This window comes from Spirillospora sp. CA-294931, assembly GCF_050946795.1.
In the GTDB taxonomy this organism is placed as follows: Bacteria; Actinomycetota; Actinomycetes; order Streptosporangiales; family Streptosporangiaceae; genus Spirillospora.
Genome location: NZ_CP192006.1, coordinates 5,802,243 through 5,819,258 on the forward strand (window position 1 = coordinate 5,802,243; position 17,016 = coordinate 5,819,258).

A 17,016-nucleotide genomic window follows, 5' to 3' on the forward strand; every position below is an offset into this window, starting at 1 on the left:
CCTATGTGGTCGGTGGCGTCCCGGCTGACGACTGAGGGCCGGGTTCGTCGACGTCGGCGGTGGTCTGGCCGCCTGATAGGAGGGGGTAGCCGGGGCCGCGGTCGAAGAACGGGGACGGGCCGCGTTCGGTGCGCAGGCGCTCGCGCAGCGCGGTGGTCGCCGGCTCGTCGACGTCCGCGCCGACCAGGACGACGCCGTAGTCGTTTCGGGCGCCCTCGGGGCTCACCTTGCCGTCGCGGACGTCGTCGCGGACCAGGGACGGGGCGCGGTCGAGCGGGTCGCCCCAACCGCCGCCGCCGGTCGTCCGGATCCGGATGACCTGGCCCGCGCGGACCGGGTGGTCGTCCACCAGGCCCTCCATCTCGCGGCCGTCGACCTCCACGCGGAACGGGCGCCCGGCCCGGCCGCCGTTCACGCCCCAGCAGGCCAGGATCGAGCGGTCGGCGATCGACATGTAGTGGGCGTCTCGCAGCATCCGGATGTGCTTGTCGTAGCCGAGCCCGCCGCGATACTCGCCCGGCCCGCCGGAGTCGACCGCCAGCCCGAGCCGCTCGACCACGAACGGCCAGCGCGCCTCGGCGAACTCGGCGGGGATGTTGCGCGAATCGGGGACGATGTGGATGGTGTCCTCGCCGTCGGCGTAGGGCCGCCCGCCCGACCCGCCGCCGAGCACCTCGCGCATCAGGTAGGGCCCGCGGTCGTCGTCCCCGTATACGCCGGTGTAGCGGATCGTCTCCTGGTCGGCGGGCATCCGGCCGCCGGTGGCCTTGGCCAGCACCCCCGCCAGGACGCCCAGCAGCCGCAGGATCACGAACGTCCGCGCGTTGGTCGGCGCCGGGAAGATCGGCGTGAGCAGCGTTCCCTTCTCGGGGAAGCGCATCTCGATCAGCGGGACGACGCCCTCGTTGACGTCCAGCTCGGCGGCCCGCTCGGGCGTGTCGGCCAGGTTCCGCAGTACGGGCGCCAGCCATTTCTTGAGGAAGACCCCACCGGCGTAGTCGCCCGCGTGGTTGATCGGCCCCTTGGCCTGCGGCGAAGTCCCGGTGAAGTCGATGACCAGCGGGACGTCGGCCGCGTTGTCGACCGTCAGCGTGATCCGCTGGGTGTGCAGTCGCGGCGGGTCGACGCCGTCGTGCTCGGCGTAGTCCTCCCAGACGTAGGTCCCGTCGGGGATCGTGGACAGCAGCTCGCGGCGGAACGTCCGGGTGGTCTTGTCGATGATCGCGTCGAAGCACGCCTCCACCGGCGCGCGGCCGTACCGCTCGAACAGCTCCCCCAGCCTCCGGGCGCCCATCAGGCAGGCCGAGCACTCGGCGTCCAGGTCCCCGGCCAGCGAGTCGGGCATCCGGGAGTTGCGCGTCATGATCCGCAGCGCCGCCTCGTTGGGGACGCCCGCGTCCCACAGCTTGATCGGCGGGACCATCAGCCCCTCCTCGAACGCGCTGCGCGCGTGGCTCGGCATCGACCCCGGGACGGCGCCGCCGATGTCGTCGTGATGCCCGAACGCCTGGACGAACGCGACCACCTCGCCCTGGTGGAAGACCGGGACGGTCACGCACAGGTCGGGAAGGTGCCCGATCCCGCCCTCGGACAGGTAGACGTCGTTGTGGAAGAACACGTCCCCCGGCCGCATCGTTTCCAGCGGGAAGTCGCGCGCGATCGGGTGCACCAGCGCCGAGTACGACCGCCCGGTCAGCTTGCGCAGCCTCCGGTCGTGGATGCCCGCCCGGAAGTCGTGCGCGTCCCGGATCATCGGCGAGCGCGCGGTACGGGCGATCGCCGTCTCCACCTCACGCTCGACCGAGGCCAAGGTGCCCTCGATGACGCTCACCTGAAGGTCTGGGGCCTCGGCTCTCTCCCCCTGGTGGCCGTTGGGGGTGATCACCAGGTTGCCGTGGGGGTCGACCGTTGTGGTGAAGCCCGGGTGGAGGGGAAGCGTGGAACCGAACTCCTCGATGACGGCGGGGCCGTGGATCACGTGGCCCGCGGTCAGGTCTTCTCTGCGGTAGACGGGGGTCTCGGCCCATTCGTCGAACAGGACCCGGCGGGTTCCTGAAGGGCGCGGGTCGCCATTGCTCTTGGGGAGTTCGGGCAGGCGGGGGCGGGTGATCGGACCGATGCCCGAGACGCGGAGGTTGACCCATTCGACGGGGTAGCGCTCGTCGTCGCGGTAGCAGTAGCCGTAGAGGCGCTCGTGGGCGTCGTGGAAGCGGCGGACGACCTCGGCGCGGAACGTCTCGTCCACCGGGCCGCCCGGGGCGGGGACCCTGACCTCGGACGCCTGGCCGTAATAGCGCAGGTCCGCCGAGCGGTCGAACCGGCGGTCGGGCGGTGCGAAACCCTCGCGTTCCAGGGCGGCCGACGCCTCGTGCTCCAGGTCGGACAGGACGTCCGCCACCCCGGACAGGTCGAGCTCGGCGTCGCGCTCGACGCGGGTGCGGACGTAGTCGTTCTTGACGTCCACGGTGAGCAGGCCGAACGCCGACAGGTTGCCCGGGTTCACCGGGATCACCGCCGAGGGCAGGCCCAGCACGTCCAGCAGGCGGCACGCCAGCAGCGGACCCGACCCGCCGAACGCCACCATCGGGTAGTCGCGGACGTCCAGGCCCCGCTTCACCGTGATCTGGCGGATCGCGTTGGCCTGGTTCCACGCGGAGATCTCCAGGATGCCCGTCGCCGCGCGTTCCACCGAAAGGCCCAGCTCGCCGGCCAGCGCCGCCAGGCCCGCGCGGGCCGCGCCGACGTCGAGGGGGATCCGGCCGCCCAGCAGGTGCGGCGGGATCCGGCCGAGCACGGCGTGCGCGTCGGTGACGGTGACCTCCGCCCCGCCCCGGCCGTAGCACAGGGGGCCCGGGTCGGCGCCCGCGCTGCGCGGCCCGACCTTCAGCGTGCCCTCCGGCGACACCCACGCCACCGACCCGCCGCCCGCGCCCACGGTCACGATGTCGATCATCGGGATCTTCACCGGGTGGCGGCCGATCGATCCCTCGGTGGTCAGCGTCGGCTCGCCGTCCAGCACCACGGCGACGTCGGTGGACGTGCCGCCGCCGTCCAGCGTCACGACCGAGCCGTGCCCGGTGTGCGAGGCCACGAACGCGGCGCCCAGCGCCCCCGCCGCCGGGCCCGACAGGACGGTCGTGATCGGCTGGTGCACGACCTCGGCCGCCGACAGGACGCCCCCGTTGCTCTTCATCACGTGCAGCGGGCGCCCGATCCGTCCCAGGTACCGCGACATGGCGGGCTTCACCGCCGCGTCCACCAGCGTCGTGACCGCCCGCTCGTACTCCCGGTACTCGCGCAGCACCTCCGACGACAGCGACACCACCGCCTCGGGATGCTCGCGCCGCAGGACCTCGCGCATCGCCAGCTCGTGCGAAGGGTCGGCGTAGGCGTGCAGGAAGCACACCCCGATCGCCCGGACGCCTTCCGCGCGGAACCACCGCGCCGCCGCCACCGCGCCGTCCTCGTCGAACGGCCGGATCTCGGCCCCCGTGTGGTCGAGCCGCCCGCCCACCGTCCGCACCCGGTGCGCCGGGACGAGCCTCGGCGGCTTCACCCAGAAGTAGCTGTTGCCGTAGCCGTCCGGGACGCTCTGCCGCGCGATCTCCAGGATGGACCCGAACCCCTCGGTGGTGACGAGGCCGAGATCGTCCAGCCGGTCCTCCAGCAGCCGGTTGGTGGCGACCGTCGTCCCGTGGGCCAGGCCCGCCACGTCGGCGTCCCCGGCCACCCGGGCGAGCCCGTCGAGGAACCCCACCGCGGGATCGTCCGGCGTCGAGGGCGTCTTGGTGGTGATGATCTCGCCGGTGTCCTCGTCCACGGCCACGACGTCGGTGAACGTCCCGCCGGTGTCGATCCCGATCCGCAGCCTCATGCTGTGTGTCTACCGGGATGATCGCGAACTGCCAAGGGCACGGCGGATAGGCTGTGCGCCATTCCGTCCCACCTACACCACCGCTGGAGCCTGGCAATGGCGCTTGAACGGCCCGAGATCGACTTCCCCGAGGGGAACCCGCCGACGTACCTGGACATCACCGACATCTGGCCCGGTGACGGCGCGGAGGCCACCAAGGGCTCCACCGTCTCCATGCACTACGTCGGCGTCTCCTTCTCCACGGGCGAGGAGTTCGACGCGTCCTGGAACCGCGGCAGCACCCTCGACTTCGCGCTCGGCACCGGCCGCGTCATCAAGGGCTGGGACATGGGCATCCAGGGCATGAAGGTCGGCGGCCGGCGCAAGCTCGTCATCCCGCCCCACCTCGCCTACGGCGACCGCAGCCCCTCCCCCGCCATCAAGCCCGGCGAGACCCTCATCTTCGTCGTGGACCTGGTGGCCGTCTCCTAGTTCCACCCCCGTGGCGCCGCCCGATTGGGCGGCGCCACACCCATTTCCGCACCCGGTAATCGGGGGGTCAAAACTTGGGTGGCGGGGAAGCGCGGCTGTTTCCCGGGGGCGGAGCGTTGGTATCGGGCGGACATGATCGAGGCGCGGGGGTTGAGCAAGCGGTTCGGGCCCAAGACGGCGGTGGATCGCGTGGACTTCACGGTGGCCACGGGGCGGGTGACCGGATTTCTCGGGCCTAACGGGGCAGGGAAATCGACCACGATGCGGATGATCCTGGGGCTGGATCGGCCGACCGAGGGCGATGTCACCGTCAACGGGAAGCACTACCGGGATCTCGGGGCGCCGCTGCGCGAGGTGGGGGCGCTGCTGGACGCCAAGGCGATCCATCCCGGGCGCAGCGCCTACAACCACCTGTACTGCCTGGCCAAAAGCAACGGGATCGCCAGGCGGCGGGTGGACGAGGTGCTCGGGCTCGTGGGACTGAGCGAGGTCGCCAGGAAGCCGTCCAAGGGGTTCTCGCTGGGGATGGGGCAGCGGCTGGGGATCGCGGGGGCGTTGCTGGGCGATCCGCCGGTGCTGATGTTCGACGAACCGGTGAACGGGCTCGACCCCGAGGGGATCCTGTGGATCCGCAACCTGATGCGGCAGCTCGCCCGGGAGGGGCGGACGGTCTTCGTGTCGAGCCATCTGATGTCGGAGATGGCGCTGACGGCCGATCACCTGGTGGTCATCGGGCGGGGACGGATCATCGCCGACACGGGCGTCCGGGAGTTCATCGACGCCAACGCGACCAGCCATGTGCTGGTGCGCTCGCCGCAGGCGGCCGAGTTCGGGCCGCTGATGGCCAGACGGGGCTGGCAGGTGCAGCCGCTGGACGACGACTCGCTGCGGGTGGACGGGGCCAAGTCGTCGGAGATCGGGGAGCTGGCCGCCGACCACGGTGTGCGGCTGCACGAACTGGCCAACGTCCAGCCCTCGCTGGAGGAGGCGTTCATGCGGCTCACCGGGGACGCCGTGGAGTACCACGCCGGGACGATCGCCGGGGGGCTGTGATGGCGGACGCGGTGGGGACGGCCAAGGCCGGGTTCGGCAGCGTGGTCGGGTCGGAGTGGATCAAGATCCGGACGGTGAAGTCGACCTTCTGGACGCTGCTGGCCGGGATCATCGTGACGATCGGGCTGAGCGTGCTGCTCGCGCTGGCGTTCACCAGCGCCTGGGACGACATGGACGCCCAGGACCGGGCCGACTTCGACGCGGCCGGGTTCGGGCTGGTCGGGATCAACTTCGGGATGGTCGCGTTCGGGGTGCTCGGCGTGCTGATCATCACGGGCGAGTACGCGACCGGGATGATCCGCACCTCGCTGACCGCGATGCCGCGCCGGACGGAGCTGATGGCGGCCAAGGCGCTGGTGCTCGGGGCGGTCGTGCTGGTGGTGGGGCTGGTGGCGTCGTTCGCCTCGTTCCTGCTGAGCCAGCTGTTCTTCCAGAGCAAGGACATCGACGCGTCGCTGGGCGACAGCGGGATCCTGCGGGCGGTGATCGGCGGTGGTCTCTATCTGACGCTGATCGCGCTGTTCTCGCTCGGGATCGGGGCGCTGCTGCGGCATACGGCGGGCGCGGTCACCACGGTGCTGGGGCTGTTGTTCGTCCTGCCGATCATCGGGAACTTCCTGCCCGGCGACTGGGGCGACACGCTGCGCCGGTACCTGCCGTCCAACGCCGGTGGCGCGATCATGTCGGCGCACAAGGCCGAGAACAGCCTGGACCCCTGGACGGGCTTCGGCGTGTTCGCGCTCTACACGGCCGTGGTGCTGGTGGCGGCGGTCGTCCTGTTCAACAAGCGGGACGCCTGAGCCGTGGTCACGGCCCTGTGGCGGGCCGCGCTCGGATGCCTGGCCGTGACGATGGTCACGGTGTGCTTCCTGAGCCGGCGGCCCGGCACCGACGCGGTCGACTACTTCAGCTACTTCACGATCCTGAGCAACCTCGTCGGGGCGGCGGCGCTGCTGGCCGGGACGGTCCCGGCCTGGCGCTCCCGCCGGTGGCTCGACTGGCTGCGCGGCGCCGCGGCGCTGTACCTGGCGATCACCGGGATCGTGTACGCCGTGCTGATGGGCGGGGAGGCCGCCCACTGGACGGGCTGGGTGCAGCACCGGATCATGCCGGTCGCGATGCCGCTGGACTGGCTGCTGATCGCGCCGGCGGGGCGCCTGCCGACGTGGCGGACGCTGCTGGGCTGGCTGGCCTTCCCACTGGGCTACCTGGTCTACACGCTGGCACACGGGGCCGCCACGTCGTGGTACCCGTACCCGTTCCTCAACGCCGCTCGGTACGGGTACACGGTGGTGACCGGCTACACGATCGGGATCGCCGCCACGTTCGTGGTGTTCGCGGCCCTGCTCCTGGGGGCCGCCAATAGGGCCGTTCCCCAGGTCAGGGAGCGGCGGGCCGCCGTCTCCTGACCCAGGAGACTCCGCGTCGCCGTGCCGTTGCCGAGTTCACTTCAATCGCCTCCAAATGTGGTTTCACTCGCGGGGTCATTCGGTTGCGGGTCGTGCGAACGTCATGACCGCCGAGGGCGGTCGACGAACGGGCGGAACGGGAAGAGGGACGGTCCCGTCAGCGGCACCACCGGAACGAGCCGGTGGTGAGGCGGGGTGGGAGGGGACGGGGGACCGCCCACCCGGCCGTCAGCCGACGGGACCGAGATCATGGAACCTGCACCGGTGCGCGGGGCGGGCTGGTCGGCCACTTCGCCTCCGGTAACGGGCCAACGAGTTTTCACTCGTTATCTGCTGCGAGGATACTGGGGCGAATCGACCTACGGAGTCAAGGTGCACTTTGACGGTTACTCTTCCCCAGGGGGACGCCTCGCGCAGGACCTGGTGAACACCCAGGACGTCGTCAAGGGAAGCGACGGCATCCCCGACGTGCCGTCCCTGGAAAGCTTCCTGCGCAAGCGCGCGCTGTCGCAGGACGCCCCGCTCACCGGCGCCGACCTGGCGCTGGCGATCGACCTGCGCACCCGTTTGCGCCGCGTGTTCGTCGGCGGCGAGCGGAACTCCTCGCTCGAGGCCCTGAACACGATGCTGCGCGAGTGCGGCGCCACGCCACAGCTGATCACCCACGATGGATCGCCCCTTCACCTGCACGTCACCACGCCCGACATGCCGGCCGTCCGGCGGCTGGGCGCCGACGCCGCCATGGGCATGCTGTCGGTGATCAGGGCCAACGGGTTCGAGCGGTTCCGTGTCTGCGGCGGCAGGCGGTGCCAGGCGGTGTTCCTCGACGTCTCCAAGAACGGTTCGCGACGGTTCTGCAGCCCCTCGGCGTGCGGGAACCGTTCACGTGCGGCGACCTTCCGAGCAAAGGACCGCGGGGCGCGGCCGCCCGGCGACCACTGACCTCGCCCTTTACTCGCAAGCGAACTTTCCGCAATCAATTGACTACCGTCCGTAGAGAATATGCTCGACCATTGTCGGTCGGGGGTTGTCGTCCGTGGCCGTCTGAACAATTCCCATCGATCACCGAATCACACGCCAACGGCCGGAGTACTTTCGAGTGACCGCATCAGGCCAGCACCGCCCTGGTATGGTAACGGCGCGTTCCACTTTTGGCGACCCGCGCGATCACGGCGAAGCCCGCCGAACATTCCCGGTTCCACCGGCCGCTCGTCCACGCGTCGATCATCGCAGAAAAATGCGGCATATTGACCGGACAGCCGAGGTGACACCGGTAACTGGAAGGGTCACGGACCGGCGAACGCGCGCTCACCAGCGCATTGAAGATTCCGGAATGCCGTTCCCCGGGGGAAACTTTACCTATGATTGAACCCCGTCGGCGCGCGTCGGTCAGTGGGTGAATGACGGGCACGGCACCGCGGCCTGCCCGGCGCCGTCGCGGTGCGGCTCAGGCGCCGCCGCGCGGGAACGGGGCCGAGGCCGGGCCGAACAGCTCGGCCGCGTGCTTCTCGTAGAGCTCCAGGTTGCGCTCGGCGAGATGGTCGAAGCCGTGCGGGACGGACGAACCCGGGGTCAGCGAGGCCATCGCCGCGCCCGGGTCGAGCGCGGCGGCGACCCAGCCCTCGTGCGTGGCGGCCCGCGCCACGACCTCCGCGACCGGCGTCACGATCATGGAGTTGCCGAAGTAGAGCGTGCCCGCCGGATCGGCGCCCACCGCGTTGGCCCCGACCACGTAGACGTGCTCGTCGTAGGCCCGCGCCCGGCAGGTCAGCTCCCAGATGTCGGCCGAGCGCAGCAGCGCCGACGGGCGGCAGATCAGCTCGGCGCCGCGCACCGCCTGGATCCGCCACAGCTCGGGGAAGTCGCCGTCGAAGCAGATCGCCATGCCGATCCGTCCCAGCGGCGTGTCGGCGACGCACACGTCCGAGCCGGGCGTCGCCCAGCCGCCCCGGCGCGCGTCCTCGACCCGGAACGGATGGGTCTTGTGGTAGGTCCCGAGGACGTCCCCGCCGGGCCCGACCAGGACCGCCGCGTTGTAGACGACCCCGGGGACGGCGCCCCGCTCGTAGGTGCCGAAACACAGATGGACGCCCAGGTCGCGCGCGGCCTCCTGGAAGGGCTCGGTGACGTCGCCGGGCACCAGCTCCCACAGCTCGGCGGCCGAGACGCCCGGATTGAACCCGGTGGTGCACGACTCGGGCAGGACGACCAGCTCGGCGCCGGACCCGGACACGCAGCGGCCGGTCCACTCCACGGCCTTGGTGATGTTGGCCCGCACCGACCCGGCCGACAGCGGGCCCGGCTCGGGCGCGAACTGCACGGCCGCCGCGACGAATGGCCTCATCGTCTCGCCTCCCCGCCGGAACGCGTTCGCCCGAGGACGTACCCCACGACGACCCCGGCAAGCGCCGCCGCGGCCCCTGCTCCGAAGGCGGCGAGTGTGGCGGCGGTCGAGGGCTCCGCGCCACCGGCCGCCCCGCTGAACGCCTCGCCGCGCGTCGCCGGAACGCCCGGAGGGACCGCGCTCTCGACCTCGCCGGGCGGGGCGGTCAGCCGATGCTCGACGGCGGCGAAGAACTCTCCCGCCGTCCTGCGGGCGACGCTGCCGAGCATCCGCTGCCCGACGCCGCCGATCATGCCGCCGACCACGGCGTCCGCGTCGTAGTCGACCCGGGTGCCGCCGCCGTCCTCCGACAGCCGCACGCGCACCGTGGCGTCCACCGTTCCCGGGGCGCCCTGCCCCTTGGCCCGCAGGACGAACGAGGACGGCGGATCGGGCTCGCTCAGCTCGACCTGCCCGACATAGGTGCCCTTGAGGGAGGCCACCCCGGCGGCCACGGTCATCCGATAGGTGTCGCGGGCCGTCTCCTCCAGGGAGCGGCAGCCGGGGATCGTACCGGCGAGCACCGCCGGGTCCTGGAGCGCGTCCCAGACCGTCGGGAGCGGAGCCGCGATGCGTGCACTGCCGGTTACCTTCATGGACTGACCTTAGGGAAAACCCCGCCCGCCCCGAAGGGCAACTGTTGCCGAGTGCGGGGCGAAGTTTGGGCGTATCCCCCGGACATGCTGAGATGGGGACGGCGGCGGCGCGTGAACCTCGCCGCCTCCCCACGCGTCAACGAGGAACGGACACCTTTCCGATCTTCAAACCCCCGGACGGAGCGAACCACCGATGCGAGGGAAGATGCCCGTGGCCGCCATGGTGGCGGCCGCCGCGGTCGGCCTGGCCGCCGGGGCCTGGCCCAGCGTGCGCGTCCAGGCGGGCGGCGACGACGACAAGGGCCCCTCGATGCGCGCCCAGCTGACGACCGTGCTCGGCGACCAGCGGTGGGACCGTCCCAAGCCCGGCTCCTGGACGCCGCCCCGGCCCTCCCCCGACGGCCTGCCCCCGGTGATCCGCAACATCGCCACCACCGACAAGGTCGTCTTCCTCACCATCGACGACGGCTACGAGTACGACGCCGAGTTCGTGAACCTGGTCAGGCGGCACAAGGTGCCGATCATGACGTTCCTGACCACCACCTACACCAAGAGCCAGGCCCAGTACTTCTGGGCGCTACGCAACGCCGGGTCGCAGATGGAGAACCACACCATCACCCACCCCGACATGAAGGGCCTGGGGCCCGAGGGGCAGCAGCGGCAGATCTGCGAGGCGTCCAGCACGATCGCCACCCAGTACGGGCGGCGGCCCCAGATCTTCCGGCCGCCCTTCGGCAGCTTCGACGAGACCACCCGCACCGCCGCCAAGAACTGCGGCATCAAGTCGATCCTGCTGTGGTCGGCCGAGTACTACAACGGCACCTCGGGCCCCGGCGTCGGCCTCAACGGGTTCGCGCGCGGCGACGGCGGCCAGGGCTTCAAGCCGGGCGACATCGTCCTGATGCACTACCGCAAGGGCCTGGCCCAGCAGTTCGAGACCATCCTCGGCTGGATCCGCCAGGCGGGCTTCCGCCCGGCGGCCGTGGAGAACTACCTGCCCGTCTCCCTCGGCGGCAACGCCCCCGACCAGCCCGCCAAGCCCTAACCCGACCATTCGGGAGGTTTCCCGGTTGCCCCGACCGGCCCCTCCCGCCAGGAATAAAGTGCACAGGCTGGCGGGGTTGAGGTCCCCCGCTCCCCGAGCAGCCCCGCCAGCACAAATGCCTTCTCAGCCGCCGATGGCGTGTTCGACGTAGGTGCCGCAGTCGCGGAAGCCGAGGCGGCGGTAGACCGGGGCGCCCTCGGCGGACGCCTGGAGCACCGCCAGCTCGTCGCCGCGCTCGCGGGCGGCGTGCAGCGTGGCCAGGGTGATCGCGCCGCCGTAGCCCCGGCGGCGATGGGCGGCCAGCGTGCAGATGTTGTAGATCCCGGCGACGCCCGCGTGGTGCAGCACCTCGGCCGAGCAGACCGGGACGTCCCCGGCATACCCGACCAGGAAGGTGGCCGGGCAATCGGGCGCCAGCGCCCACCGCGCGGCCCGGGCGTAGAAGTCCTCGACGGTCGCGGCGGGCGGGTCCCAGTTCGCCGCCAGGATCATCGCGTAGTCGGCCAGTTCGGCGGGCGTGGTCACCCGGCGGATCTCCAGCCCGTCGGCACGCGCGGGCGGCAGGCCGGCGGGCAGCTCCGACCACATGGCGGTCTCCTCCTCCGACTCCGGCAGTCCCGCCGCGGCCAGACGCGCGGACAGGTCGGACGGACGCGACGCGGGTCCCACCCACCACGAGAAGGGGCGTCCCGTCGCCGCCAGCTTCCTGACGGTCTCCTCGATGCGCGCGTCCGCCGCCTCGGGGGCGAAACGGGCCGCCGCGACGATGTTGAAGGTGTCGTCGCCCAGCCCGCTGTCGGCCACCATCAGATCGCCGGTCCATGTCACGGACGCGCCGGCCAGGTGCCGGTGCAGGTGGCAGGCGTGCTCGGCGAGGTTGCGGTCCATCCGGTCGAGGATGTCGGCCTCGCGGCCCGATGAATGACTGATCATGGACACCACTCTACGAACGGCCGATGCCCTCGCGCAGGGCGCGGCGGGTGCGCAGGTCCGGGTCCTCGGCCGCGCGCAGCCGCAGCCGGAACAGGTCATCGGGTGAGAGCGGCATCGCGTCGATCCTGATGCCCTCGGCGTCCTCGACCGCCGAGGCGATGACCGCCGAGACCGGGATGACGCCCGCCTCGCCCGCGCCCTTGATGCCGAGGGGGTTGAGCGGCGAGGGCGTCTCCTGGTGGCCGGTCTCGATCACCGGGATCTCGGTCGCGTACGGCATCAGGAAGTCCATGAACGAGGCGTTGAGCAGCTGGCCGGACTCGTCGTAGACCATGCGCTCGTACAGCGCGCCGCCGATGCCCTGGGCCACTCCCCCGTGGATCTGGCCCTCGACGATCCGGGGGTTGATCAACCGGCCGCAGTCGTGGACGACCGCGTACCGCAGGATCGCGATCTCGGCGGTGTCGGGATCGACCTCCACGATCGCGGCGTGCATCCCGGACGCGAACGTCGAGCGCACCGGCGAGTAGTACTCGCGGCCCTCCAGCCCGGGCGCCTCGCCCGCCGCCACCGGGGGCTCGTCGGGCGAGCCGCCCACGGCGAACTGGGTCGCGCGGCCCGCCTCCTCGTCGAAGGCGTACCGCAGCGGGTTGGACAGCACCGCGACGGTCCGCAGCGGCACCGCCGCCGTGACGTCGCCGCGCACGTGCACGACCCCGTCGGTGATCTCCAGATCGGCCGGGTCGGCCTCCAGCGCCTCGCCCGCGATCCGCAGCGCCTTCTCGCGGACGCGGCGGCAGGCCAGCGCGATCGCGTTGCCGCTCATCACGGCCGCGCGCGAGGCGAAGGTGCCCACCGCGTACCCGAACCGCCGGGTGTCGCCCGTGGTGACGTGCACGTCCTCGATCGGGACGCCCAGCTCGGCGGCGGCGATCTGGGCGAAGACGGTCTGGTGCCCCTGGCCCTGCGAGGTCAGCCCGGTGGAGACGTTGACGCGTCCGGTGGAGTCGATCTCGACATGGCCGCCCTCGTAGGGGCCGACGCCGGTGCCCTCGACGTAGCAGCCCACGCCGATGCCGACGCGGTGGCCCGCCGCGCGCCGGGCCGCGAACGCGTCCCAGCCGATGAGGTCTTTGAGCTTGGCCAGCAGCGCGGGGTAGTCGCCGGAGTCGTAGATCAGCGGGCGCCCGTCCTGGAAGGTCAGGCCCTGGTCGTAGGGGAACTCGCCGGGACCGATGAAGTTGGCCTCGCGGACGTCGGCGCGGTCGCGGCCGAGGTGGTCGGCGATGCGGTCCATCGTCCGCTCCATGCAGAACACGCCCTGCGGCCTCCCGGCGCCCCGGTACGGGGTGACGATCAGCGTGTTGGTGTAGAGGCTGGTGACCTCCGCGCGGTAGGCCCCGATCTTGTACGGACCCAGCAACTGGGTGGACGTGACGATCGGGATGATGATCCCGTACGGGGTGTAGGCGCCGTGGTCGTGCAGGATCCGCACGTCCAGCCCGAGCACGCGGCCCTCGTCGTCGAAGCCCACCCGCACGCGCTGCACCTGGCCGCGCTCGTGCGCGGCGGCCACGAAGTGCTCGCGGCGGTCCTCGGCCCACTTGAGCTCGCGGTTCAGCAGCCGGGCCGCCCACGGCACCAGGATCTCCTCGGGCCACGGGTGGACGATCTTCACCCCGAACCCGCCGCCGACGTCGGGCGCCACGACCTCGACCTTGCCCGGCGGCAGCCCCAGCTTGGCGGCGATCGCCGCGCGGACGCTGGTGGAGGCCTGCGTGGAGGTGTAGACGCGCAGCGAGGCGTCGTCGGCGTCCCAGCGGGCGTAGACGCCGCGTCCCTCCAGCGGCGTGGCGGCGCTGCGCTCGATGTCGAGGCGGAACTCCAGCACGTGCGGCGCGCCGTCGATCGCGGCCGCCGCGTCGCCGGTCTCCTGCACCAGCACGGCCCCGACGTTGCCGGGGACGTCGTCGTGGACGAGGTGCTCGGCGCGCTCGGCGTTCTCGATGCCGACCACCGGCGGCAGCGGCTCGTACTCCACGGTGATCAGCGCGGCGGCGTCCTCGGCGAGGTAGCGGTCGCGCGCGACGACCATGACGACCGGCTCGCCCACGTGGCGGACGAGGTCGCGGGCCAGCGGGTAGGCGGTGCGACCGTGCGTCAGCGCGGGGTGCGGGATCAGCAGCGGGAGCGGCTCGCCGACGCGTCCCGGCAGGTCCTCCCACGTGTAGACGGCGACCAGGCCCTCGACGTCCAGCGCCCCGGACACGTCGATGTCGGTGATCCGCGCGTGCGCGTGCGGCGAGCGGACGAAGGCCGCCGCGAGCGCGTCGCGGCCGAGGTCGTCGAGGTAGCGTCCCTGCCCCGTGAGCAGCCTGGGGTCCTCGCGGCGGACGATCGGCTCCCCGAAGCTCATGACCCGGCCCCGTTCCCGGCGGCGCGGTGGACCGCGGCGATGATGTTCTGGTAGCCCGTGCAGCGGCACAGGTTGCCGCTGATGCCCTCCAGGACCTCCTCGTCGGTGGGGTCGGGCGTCTCGCGCAGCAGGGCGGTGACGGTGCACAGGAAGCCCGGCGTGCAGAAGCCGCACTGGAGCGCGTGGGTGTCCTGGAAGGCCCGCTGGACGGGCGACAGCTCGCCGTCCGGCCCGGCCAGGCCCTCCACGGTGGTGATCTCGTGCCCGGCGGCGGTGACGGCGAGCATCAGGCACGAGCGGACCGGTTCGCCGTCCAGCAGGACGGTGCAGCAGCCGCACACGCCGTGCTCGCAGCCGACGTGCGTGCCGGTCAGGCCGAGCTCGTGGCGGAGCAGGTCCGACAGCAGCCGCCGGGCCGGGACCCGCGCCGTGCGGTGCGCCCCGTTGACGGTCACCGCGATCTCGTGGGTCTCCTCGGTCATGCGAGCGCCTCCGCGGTGGCCTCGTCGAGGGCGCGCAGGGTCAGGACGCCCGCCAGATGGCGCCGGTAGGCGGCGCTCGCGTGGATGTCGGGTTCGGGGTCGAGCCGCTCGCGGACGTGCGCGGCGGCGTCCGTCCAGTCGCAGGACCCGGGCGGGCGGCCCGACTGACCGTCCCGGGCGGGCCCGGTCAGGTCGAGGACGACGGGCGTGGCGCCGACGCTCAGGAACGCGGCCCGCGCCGACCGGACGAACAGGTCGTCGTCGGCGGCGACCTCGACCGCGACCCCGGCCAGCGCGTAGTCGCCGTGGCGGCGGGCGGTCTCGGCGAAGGCGGTGCCGGTGCGCGGGGCGGCGGCCGGGAAGAACGCGCCGACCGCCAGCTCGTCCTCGCGCAGCGCCGACTCCAGCGGACCGGCGAAGAAGTCGGCGGCCCGGATCGTCCGGGTGCCGCGCGCCGAGGCGGCCTCGACCGTCCCGCCGAGCAGGGCCAGGACGGCCGGGAGCTCGGCGGCGGGGTCGGCGTGGGCCAGGCTGCCGACGACCGTGCCCCGGTTGCGGATGACGGGGTGGGCGACGTGCCGGAGGGCCCGGCGCAGCAGCGGCTGCGCGGCGGCAACGTCCTGGTCGCGCTCGACCCGGGTGTGGCGGGCCAGGGCCCCGACGCGGACGCCCCGGGACGTCACCTCCACCTCGTCCAGCCCGGCGACGCGGTTGATGTCGACCAGGTGCGCGGGGGCCGCGAGCCGCATGTTCAGCAACGGGATGAGGCTCTGCCCTCCCGCCAGGACCTTGGCGTTCTCGTGCTCGGCGAGGAACCGCAGGGCCTCGTCGAGGGTGCGGGGCGCGTGGTAGGCGAAGGGAGGAGGTTTCATCCGCGGGCCGCGCCCTCCCCCGAGACCCTCCCGGATATGGCCCGCAGGAGGTGGTAACCGGCCAGCAGGACGATCGTGCCGAACGCGATGCCCTCCAGCTTGAAGTCCTCGTTGATCTCGTGCACCACGGGCCCGATGGCCAGGATGATCCCCGCGCCGACCGGCACCATGTTGACCGGGTCGGCGAAGTCGACCCGGCTCTCGATCCAGATCTTGGCGCCGAGCAGCCCGATCATCCCGTAAAGGATCACGGTGACGCCGCCGAGGACGCCGCCCGGGGTCGCGGCCACCAGCGCGCCGAACTTCGGGCACAGGCCGAACAGGATCGCGATGGCGGCGGCGATGTAGTAGGCGGCGGTCGAGTAGATGCGGGTCGCGGCCATGACGCCGATGTTCTCGGCGTAGGTGGTGGTCGGCGAGCCGCCGACCGAGGTGGTCACCACCGTGCCCACGCCGTCGGCGAAGACCGCGCGGCCGATCATCGGGTCGAGGTCGGTGCCGGTCATCTCGCCCACGGCCTTGACGTGCCCGGTGTTCTCGGCGATCAGCGCGATCACGGCGGGGAGCACCAGCAGGATCGCCGACATCTTGAAGTCGGGCGCGTGCATCTCGGGCAGGCCGAACCAGTCGGCCGCCTTCATCGCGTCGAAGGAGACCCGGTCGTGCTCGAACGCGGTGGCCACGCAGTAGGGGCCCTCGGCCGTGCAGGGCTTGCCGGAGGCGTCCAGGAGCCGCTGCCCGGGCAGCACGGAGGTGATCTGCCCCACGGTCCTGTCGAGCACCCACGACAGCGCGAAGCCGAACAGCAGCCCGAGCAGGATCGCGATGCGGCCGAGGAAGCCGCGGAACAGCACCATGACCAGGAAGACGAAGGTCATGGTCGCCAGCGCGACCCAGTGGTCCTGCGGCCAGTAGGTGTCGGCCACCACGAACGCCAGGCCGAACCCGATGAGCATCACCACGCCGCCCGTCACCACCGGTGGGAACACCGCGTGGATCACGCGCGTTCCCAGAAAGTGGATCACCAGCCCGCACATCGCCAGGACGACGCCCGCGACCAGGATCGCGCCCGTCACCCAGCCGTCGGTCTGCGCGGTGTCCACCCCGGCGCGGATCGCGAAGACGCCGCCCACGAACGAGGCGCTCGTGCCCAGGTAGCTGGGCACCTTCCCCTGCACGATCAGCAGGAACACGATGGTGGCGACGCCGGACATCATCACCGCGAGGTTGGGGTCGAGCCCCATCACCAGCGGGAAGACGAAGGTCGCCCCGAACATCGCGACGACGTGCTGCGCGCCGATGCCGGCGGTCCTCGGCCACGAGAGGCGTTCGTCCGGCCCGACCACCTCCCCCACCGGAGGTGTCGTGCCGTCGCCGTGCAGCTTCCAGCCGAAGGCCATCTGCGCTCTCCCTCGGGCCCCGCCGGTGCTCACGCGGCCCCGCGAGCACCTCGAAGCCTTGCGCGAAACCTAGATCCCTCCC

At 72.0% G+C, this 17,016-nt stretch carries 14 protein-coding genes; 6 read left to right on the plus strand and 8 right to left on the minus strand.

All coding sequences use genetic code 11. The features are described 5' to 3' along the window. Window position 1: 1 nt before the first annotated feature. The gene (locus ACQPY4_RS26295; RefSeq protein ID WP_433325081.1) at window positions 2-3,874 is read right to left on the minus strand and encodes a hydantoinase B/oxoprolinase family protein; all 3,873 of its coding nucleotides are present in this window, start codon (window positions 3,872-3,874) and stop codon (window positions 2-4) included. Between the two features lie 96 nt (window positions 3,875-3,970). Between ACQPY4_RS26295 and ACQPY4_RS26300 the strand changes: the two genes are divergently transcribed. From ACQPY4_RS26300 to ACQPY4_RS26320, 5 genes are all read left to right on the plus strand, one after another. Next, window positions 3,971-4,345, plus strand: a complete 375-nt coding sequence (locus ACQPY4_RS26300; protein ID WP_433325083.1) for an FKBP-type peptidyl-prolyl cis-trans isomerase — start codon at window positions 3,971-3,973, stop codon at window positions 4,343-4,345. 132 nt (window positions 4,346-4,477) lie between these two features. Further along, on the plus strand, window positions 4,478-5,398 hold the full coding sequence (locus tag ACQPY4_RS26305; RefSeq protein WP_433325085.1) for an ABC transporter ATP-binding protein: 921 nt from the start codon (window positions 4,478-4,480) through the stop codon (window positions 5,396-5,398). Next, entirely contained in the window at window positions 5,398-6,198 is an 801-nt protein-coding gene (locus tag ACQPY4_RS26310; RefSeq protein ID WP_433325087.1) for an ABC transporter permease subunit, read from the plus strand. Before ACQPY4_RS26305 ends, ACQPY4_RS26310 begins: the two co-directional genes overlap by 1 nt. Window positions 6,199-6,201: 3 nt before the next feature. Beyond that, on the plus strand, window positions 6,202-6,807 hold the full coding sequence (locus tag ACQPY4_RS26315) for a Pr6Pr family membrane protein (protein ID WP_433325089.1): 606 nt from the start codon (window positions 6,202-6,204) through the stop codon (window positions 6,805-6,807). A 372-nt stretch (window positions 6,808-7,179) separates the two neighbouring features. Further along, complete coding sequence (locus tag ACQPY4_RS26320; RefSeq protein ID WP_433325091.1) at window positions 7,180-7,749, plus strand: CGNR zinc finger domain-containing protein; 570 nt, start codon at window positions 7,180-7,182, stop codon at window positions 7,747-7,749. Between the two features lie 505 nt (window positions 7,750-8,254). On the opposite strand, the gene ACQPY4_RS26325 is transcribed toward ACQPY4_RS26320, so the two are convergent. Next, complete coding sequence (locus tag ACQPY4_RS26325) at window positions 8,255-9,151, minus strand: carbon-nitrogen hydrolase family protein (RefSeq protein ID WP_433325093.1); 897 nt, start codon at window positions 9,149-9,151, stop codon at window positions 8,255-8,257. After that, window positions 9,148-9,786, minus strand: a complete 639-nt coding sequence (locus ACQPY4_RS26330) for an SRPBCC family protein (protein ID WP_433325095.1) — start codon at window positions 9,784-9,786, stop codon at window positions 9,148-9,150. The genes ACQPY4_RS26325 and ACQPY4_RS26330 overlap by 4 nt, the downstream gene beginning before the upstream one ends. 193 nt (window positions 9,787-9,979) lie before the next feature. Here ACQPY4_RS26330 and ACQPY4_RS26335 point away from each other — a divergent pair, with 193 nt between their 5' ends. Beyond that, a complete protein-coding gene (locus tag ACQPY4_RS26335; protein ID WP_433325097.1) occupies window positions 9,980-10,831 on the plus strand; it encodes a polysaccharide deacetylase family protein in 852 nt (283 codons plus the stop codon). 123 nt (window positions 10,832-10,954) lie between these two features. On the opposite strand, the gene ACQPY4_RS26340 is transcribed toward ACQPY4_RS26335, so the two are convergent. From ACQPY4_RS26340 to ACQPY4_RS26360, 5 genes are read right to left on the minus strand one after another with little or no spacing between them, the layout of a single operon-like run. After that, on the minus strand, window positions 10,955-11,764 hold the full coding sequence (locus ACQPY4_RS26340; RefSeq protein WP_433325099.1) for a GNAT family N-acetyltransferase: 810 nt from the start codon (window positions 11,762-11,764) through the stop codon (window positions 10,955-10,957). Window positions 11,765-11,774: 10 nt separating this feature from the next. Next, the gene (gene cutA / locus ACQPY4_RS26345) at window positions 11,775-14,180 is read right to left on the minus strand and encodes an aerobic carbon-monoxide dehydrogenase large subunit (protein ID WP_433325101.1); all 2,406 of its coding nucleotides are present in this window, start codon (window positions 14,178-14,180) and stop codon (window positions 11,775-11,777) included. Next, window positions 14,177-14,662 (minus strand): (2Fe-2S)-binding protein, encoded by a 486-nt coding sequence (locus tag ACQPY4_RS26350; RefSeq protein ID WP_433325103.1) that lies wholly within the window; start codon window positions 14,660-14,662, stop codon window positions 14,177-14,179. The genes cutA and ACQPY4_RS26350 overlap by 4 nt, the downstream gene beginning before the upstream one ends. Beyond that, window positions 14,659-15,534, minus strand: a complete 876-nt coding sequence (locus ACQPY4_RS26355) for an FAD binding domain-containing protein (protein WP_433325105.1) — start codon at window positions 15,532-15,534, stop codon at window positions 14,659-14,661. Before ACQPY4_RS26355 ends, ACQPY4_RS26350 begins: the two co-directional genes overlap by 4 nt. Beyond that, window positions 15,531-16,934 carry a uracil-xanthine permease family protein gene (locus ACQPY4_RS26360; RefSeq protein WP_433325107.1) on the minus strand — a complete coding sequence of 468 codons (1,404 nt, stop codon included), beginning with the start codon at window positions 16,932-16,934 and terminating at the stop codon, window positions 15,531-15,533. The genes ACQPY4_RS26355 and ACQPY4_RS26360 overlap by 4 nt, the downstream gene beginning before the upstream one ends. Window positions 16,935-17,016 lie beyond the last annotated feature (82 nt).

What these genes read in the sequence shown, in the direction of transcription:
- ACQPY4_RS26295 (WP_433325081.1), bottom strand. Translation starts at nt 3,874, where the DNA reads ATGAGGCTGCGGATCGGGATCGACACCGGCGGGACGTTCACCGACGTC.
- ACQPY4_RS26300 (WP_433325083.1), top strand. Translation starts at nt 3,971, where the DNA reads ATGGCGCTTGAACGGCCCGAGATCGACTTCCCCGAGGGGAACCCGCCG.
- ACQPY4_RS26305 (WP_433325085.1), top strand. Translation starts at nt 4,478, where the DNA reads ATGATCGAGGCGCGGGGGTTGAGCAAGCGGTTCGGGCCCAAGACGGCG.
- ACQPY4_RS26310 (WP_433325087.1), top strand. Translation starts at nt 5,398, where the DNA reads ATGGCGGACGCGGTGGGGACGGCCAAGGCCGGGTTCGGCAGCGTGGTC.
- ACQPY4_RS26325 (WP_433325093.1), bottom strand. Translation starts at nt 9,151, where the DNA reads ATGAGGCCATTCGTCGCGGCGGCCGTGCAGTTCGCGCCCGAGCCGGGC.
- ACQPY4_RS26330 (WP_433325095.1), bottom strand. Translation starts at nt 9,786, where the DNA reads ATGAAGGTAACCGGCAGTGCACGCATCGCGGCTCCGCTCCCGACGGTC.
- ACQPY4_RS26335 (WP_433325097.1), top strand. Translation starts at nt 9,980, where the DNA reads ATGCGAGGGAAGATGCCCGTGGCCGCCATGGTGGCGGCCGCCGCGGTC.
- ACQPY4_RS26340 (WP_433325099.1), bottom strand. Translation starts at nt 11,764, where the DNA reads ATGATCAGTCATTCATCGGGCCGCGAGGCCGACATCCTCGACCGGATG.
- cutA (WP_433325101.1), bottom strand. Translation starts at nt 14,180, where the DNA reads ATGAGCTTCGGGGAGCCGATCGTCCGCCGCGAGGACCCCAGGCTGCTC.
- ACQPY4_RS26350 (WP_433325103.1), bottom strand. Translation starts at nt 14,662, where the DNA reads ATGACCGAGGAGACCCACGAGATCGCGGTGACCGTCAACGGGGCGCAC.
- ACQPY4_RS26355 (WP_433325105.1), bottom strand. Translation starts at nt 15,534, where the DNA reads ATGAAACCTCCTCCCTTCGCCTACCACGCGCCCCGCACCCTCGACGAG.
- ACQPY4_RS26360 (WP_433325107.1), bottom strand. Translation starts at nt 16,934, where the DNA reads ATGGCCTTCGGCTGGAAGCTGCACGGCGACGGCACGACACCTCCGGTG.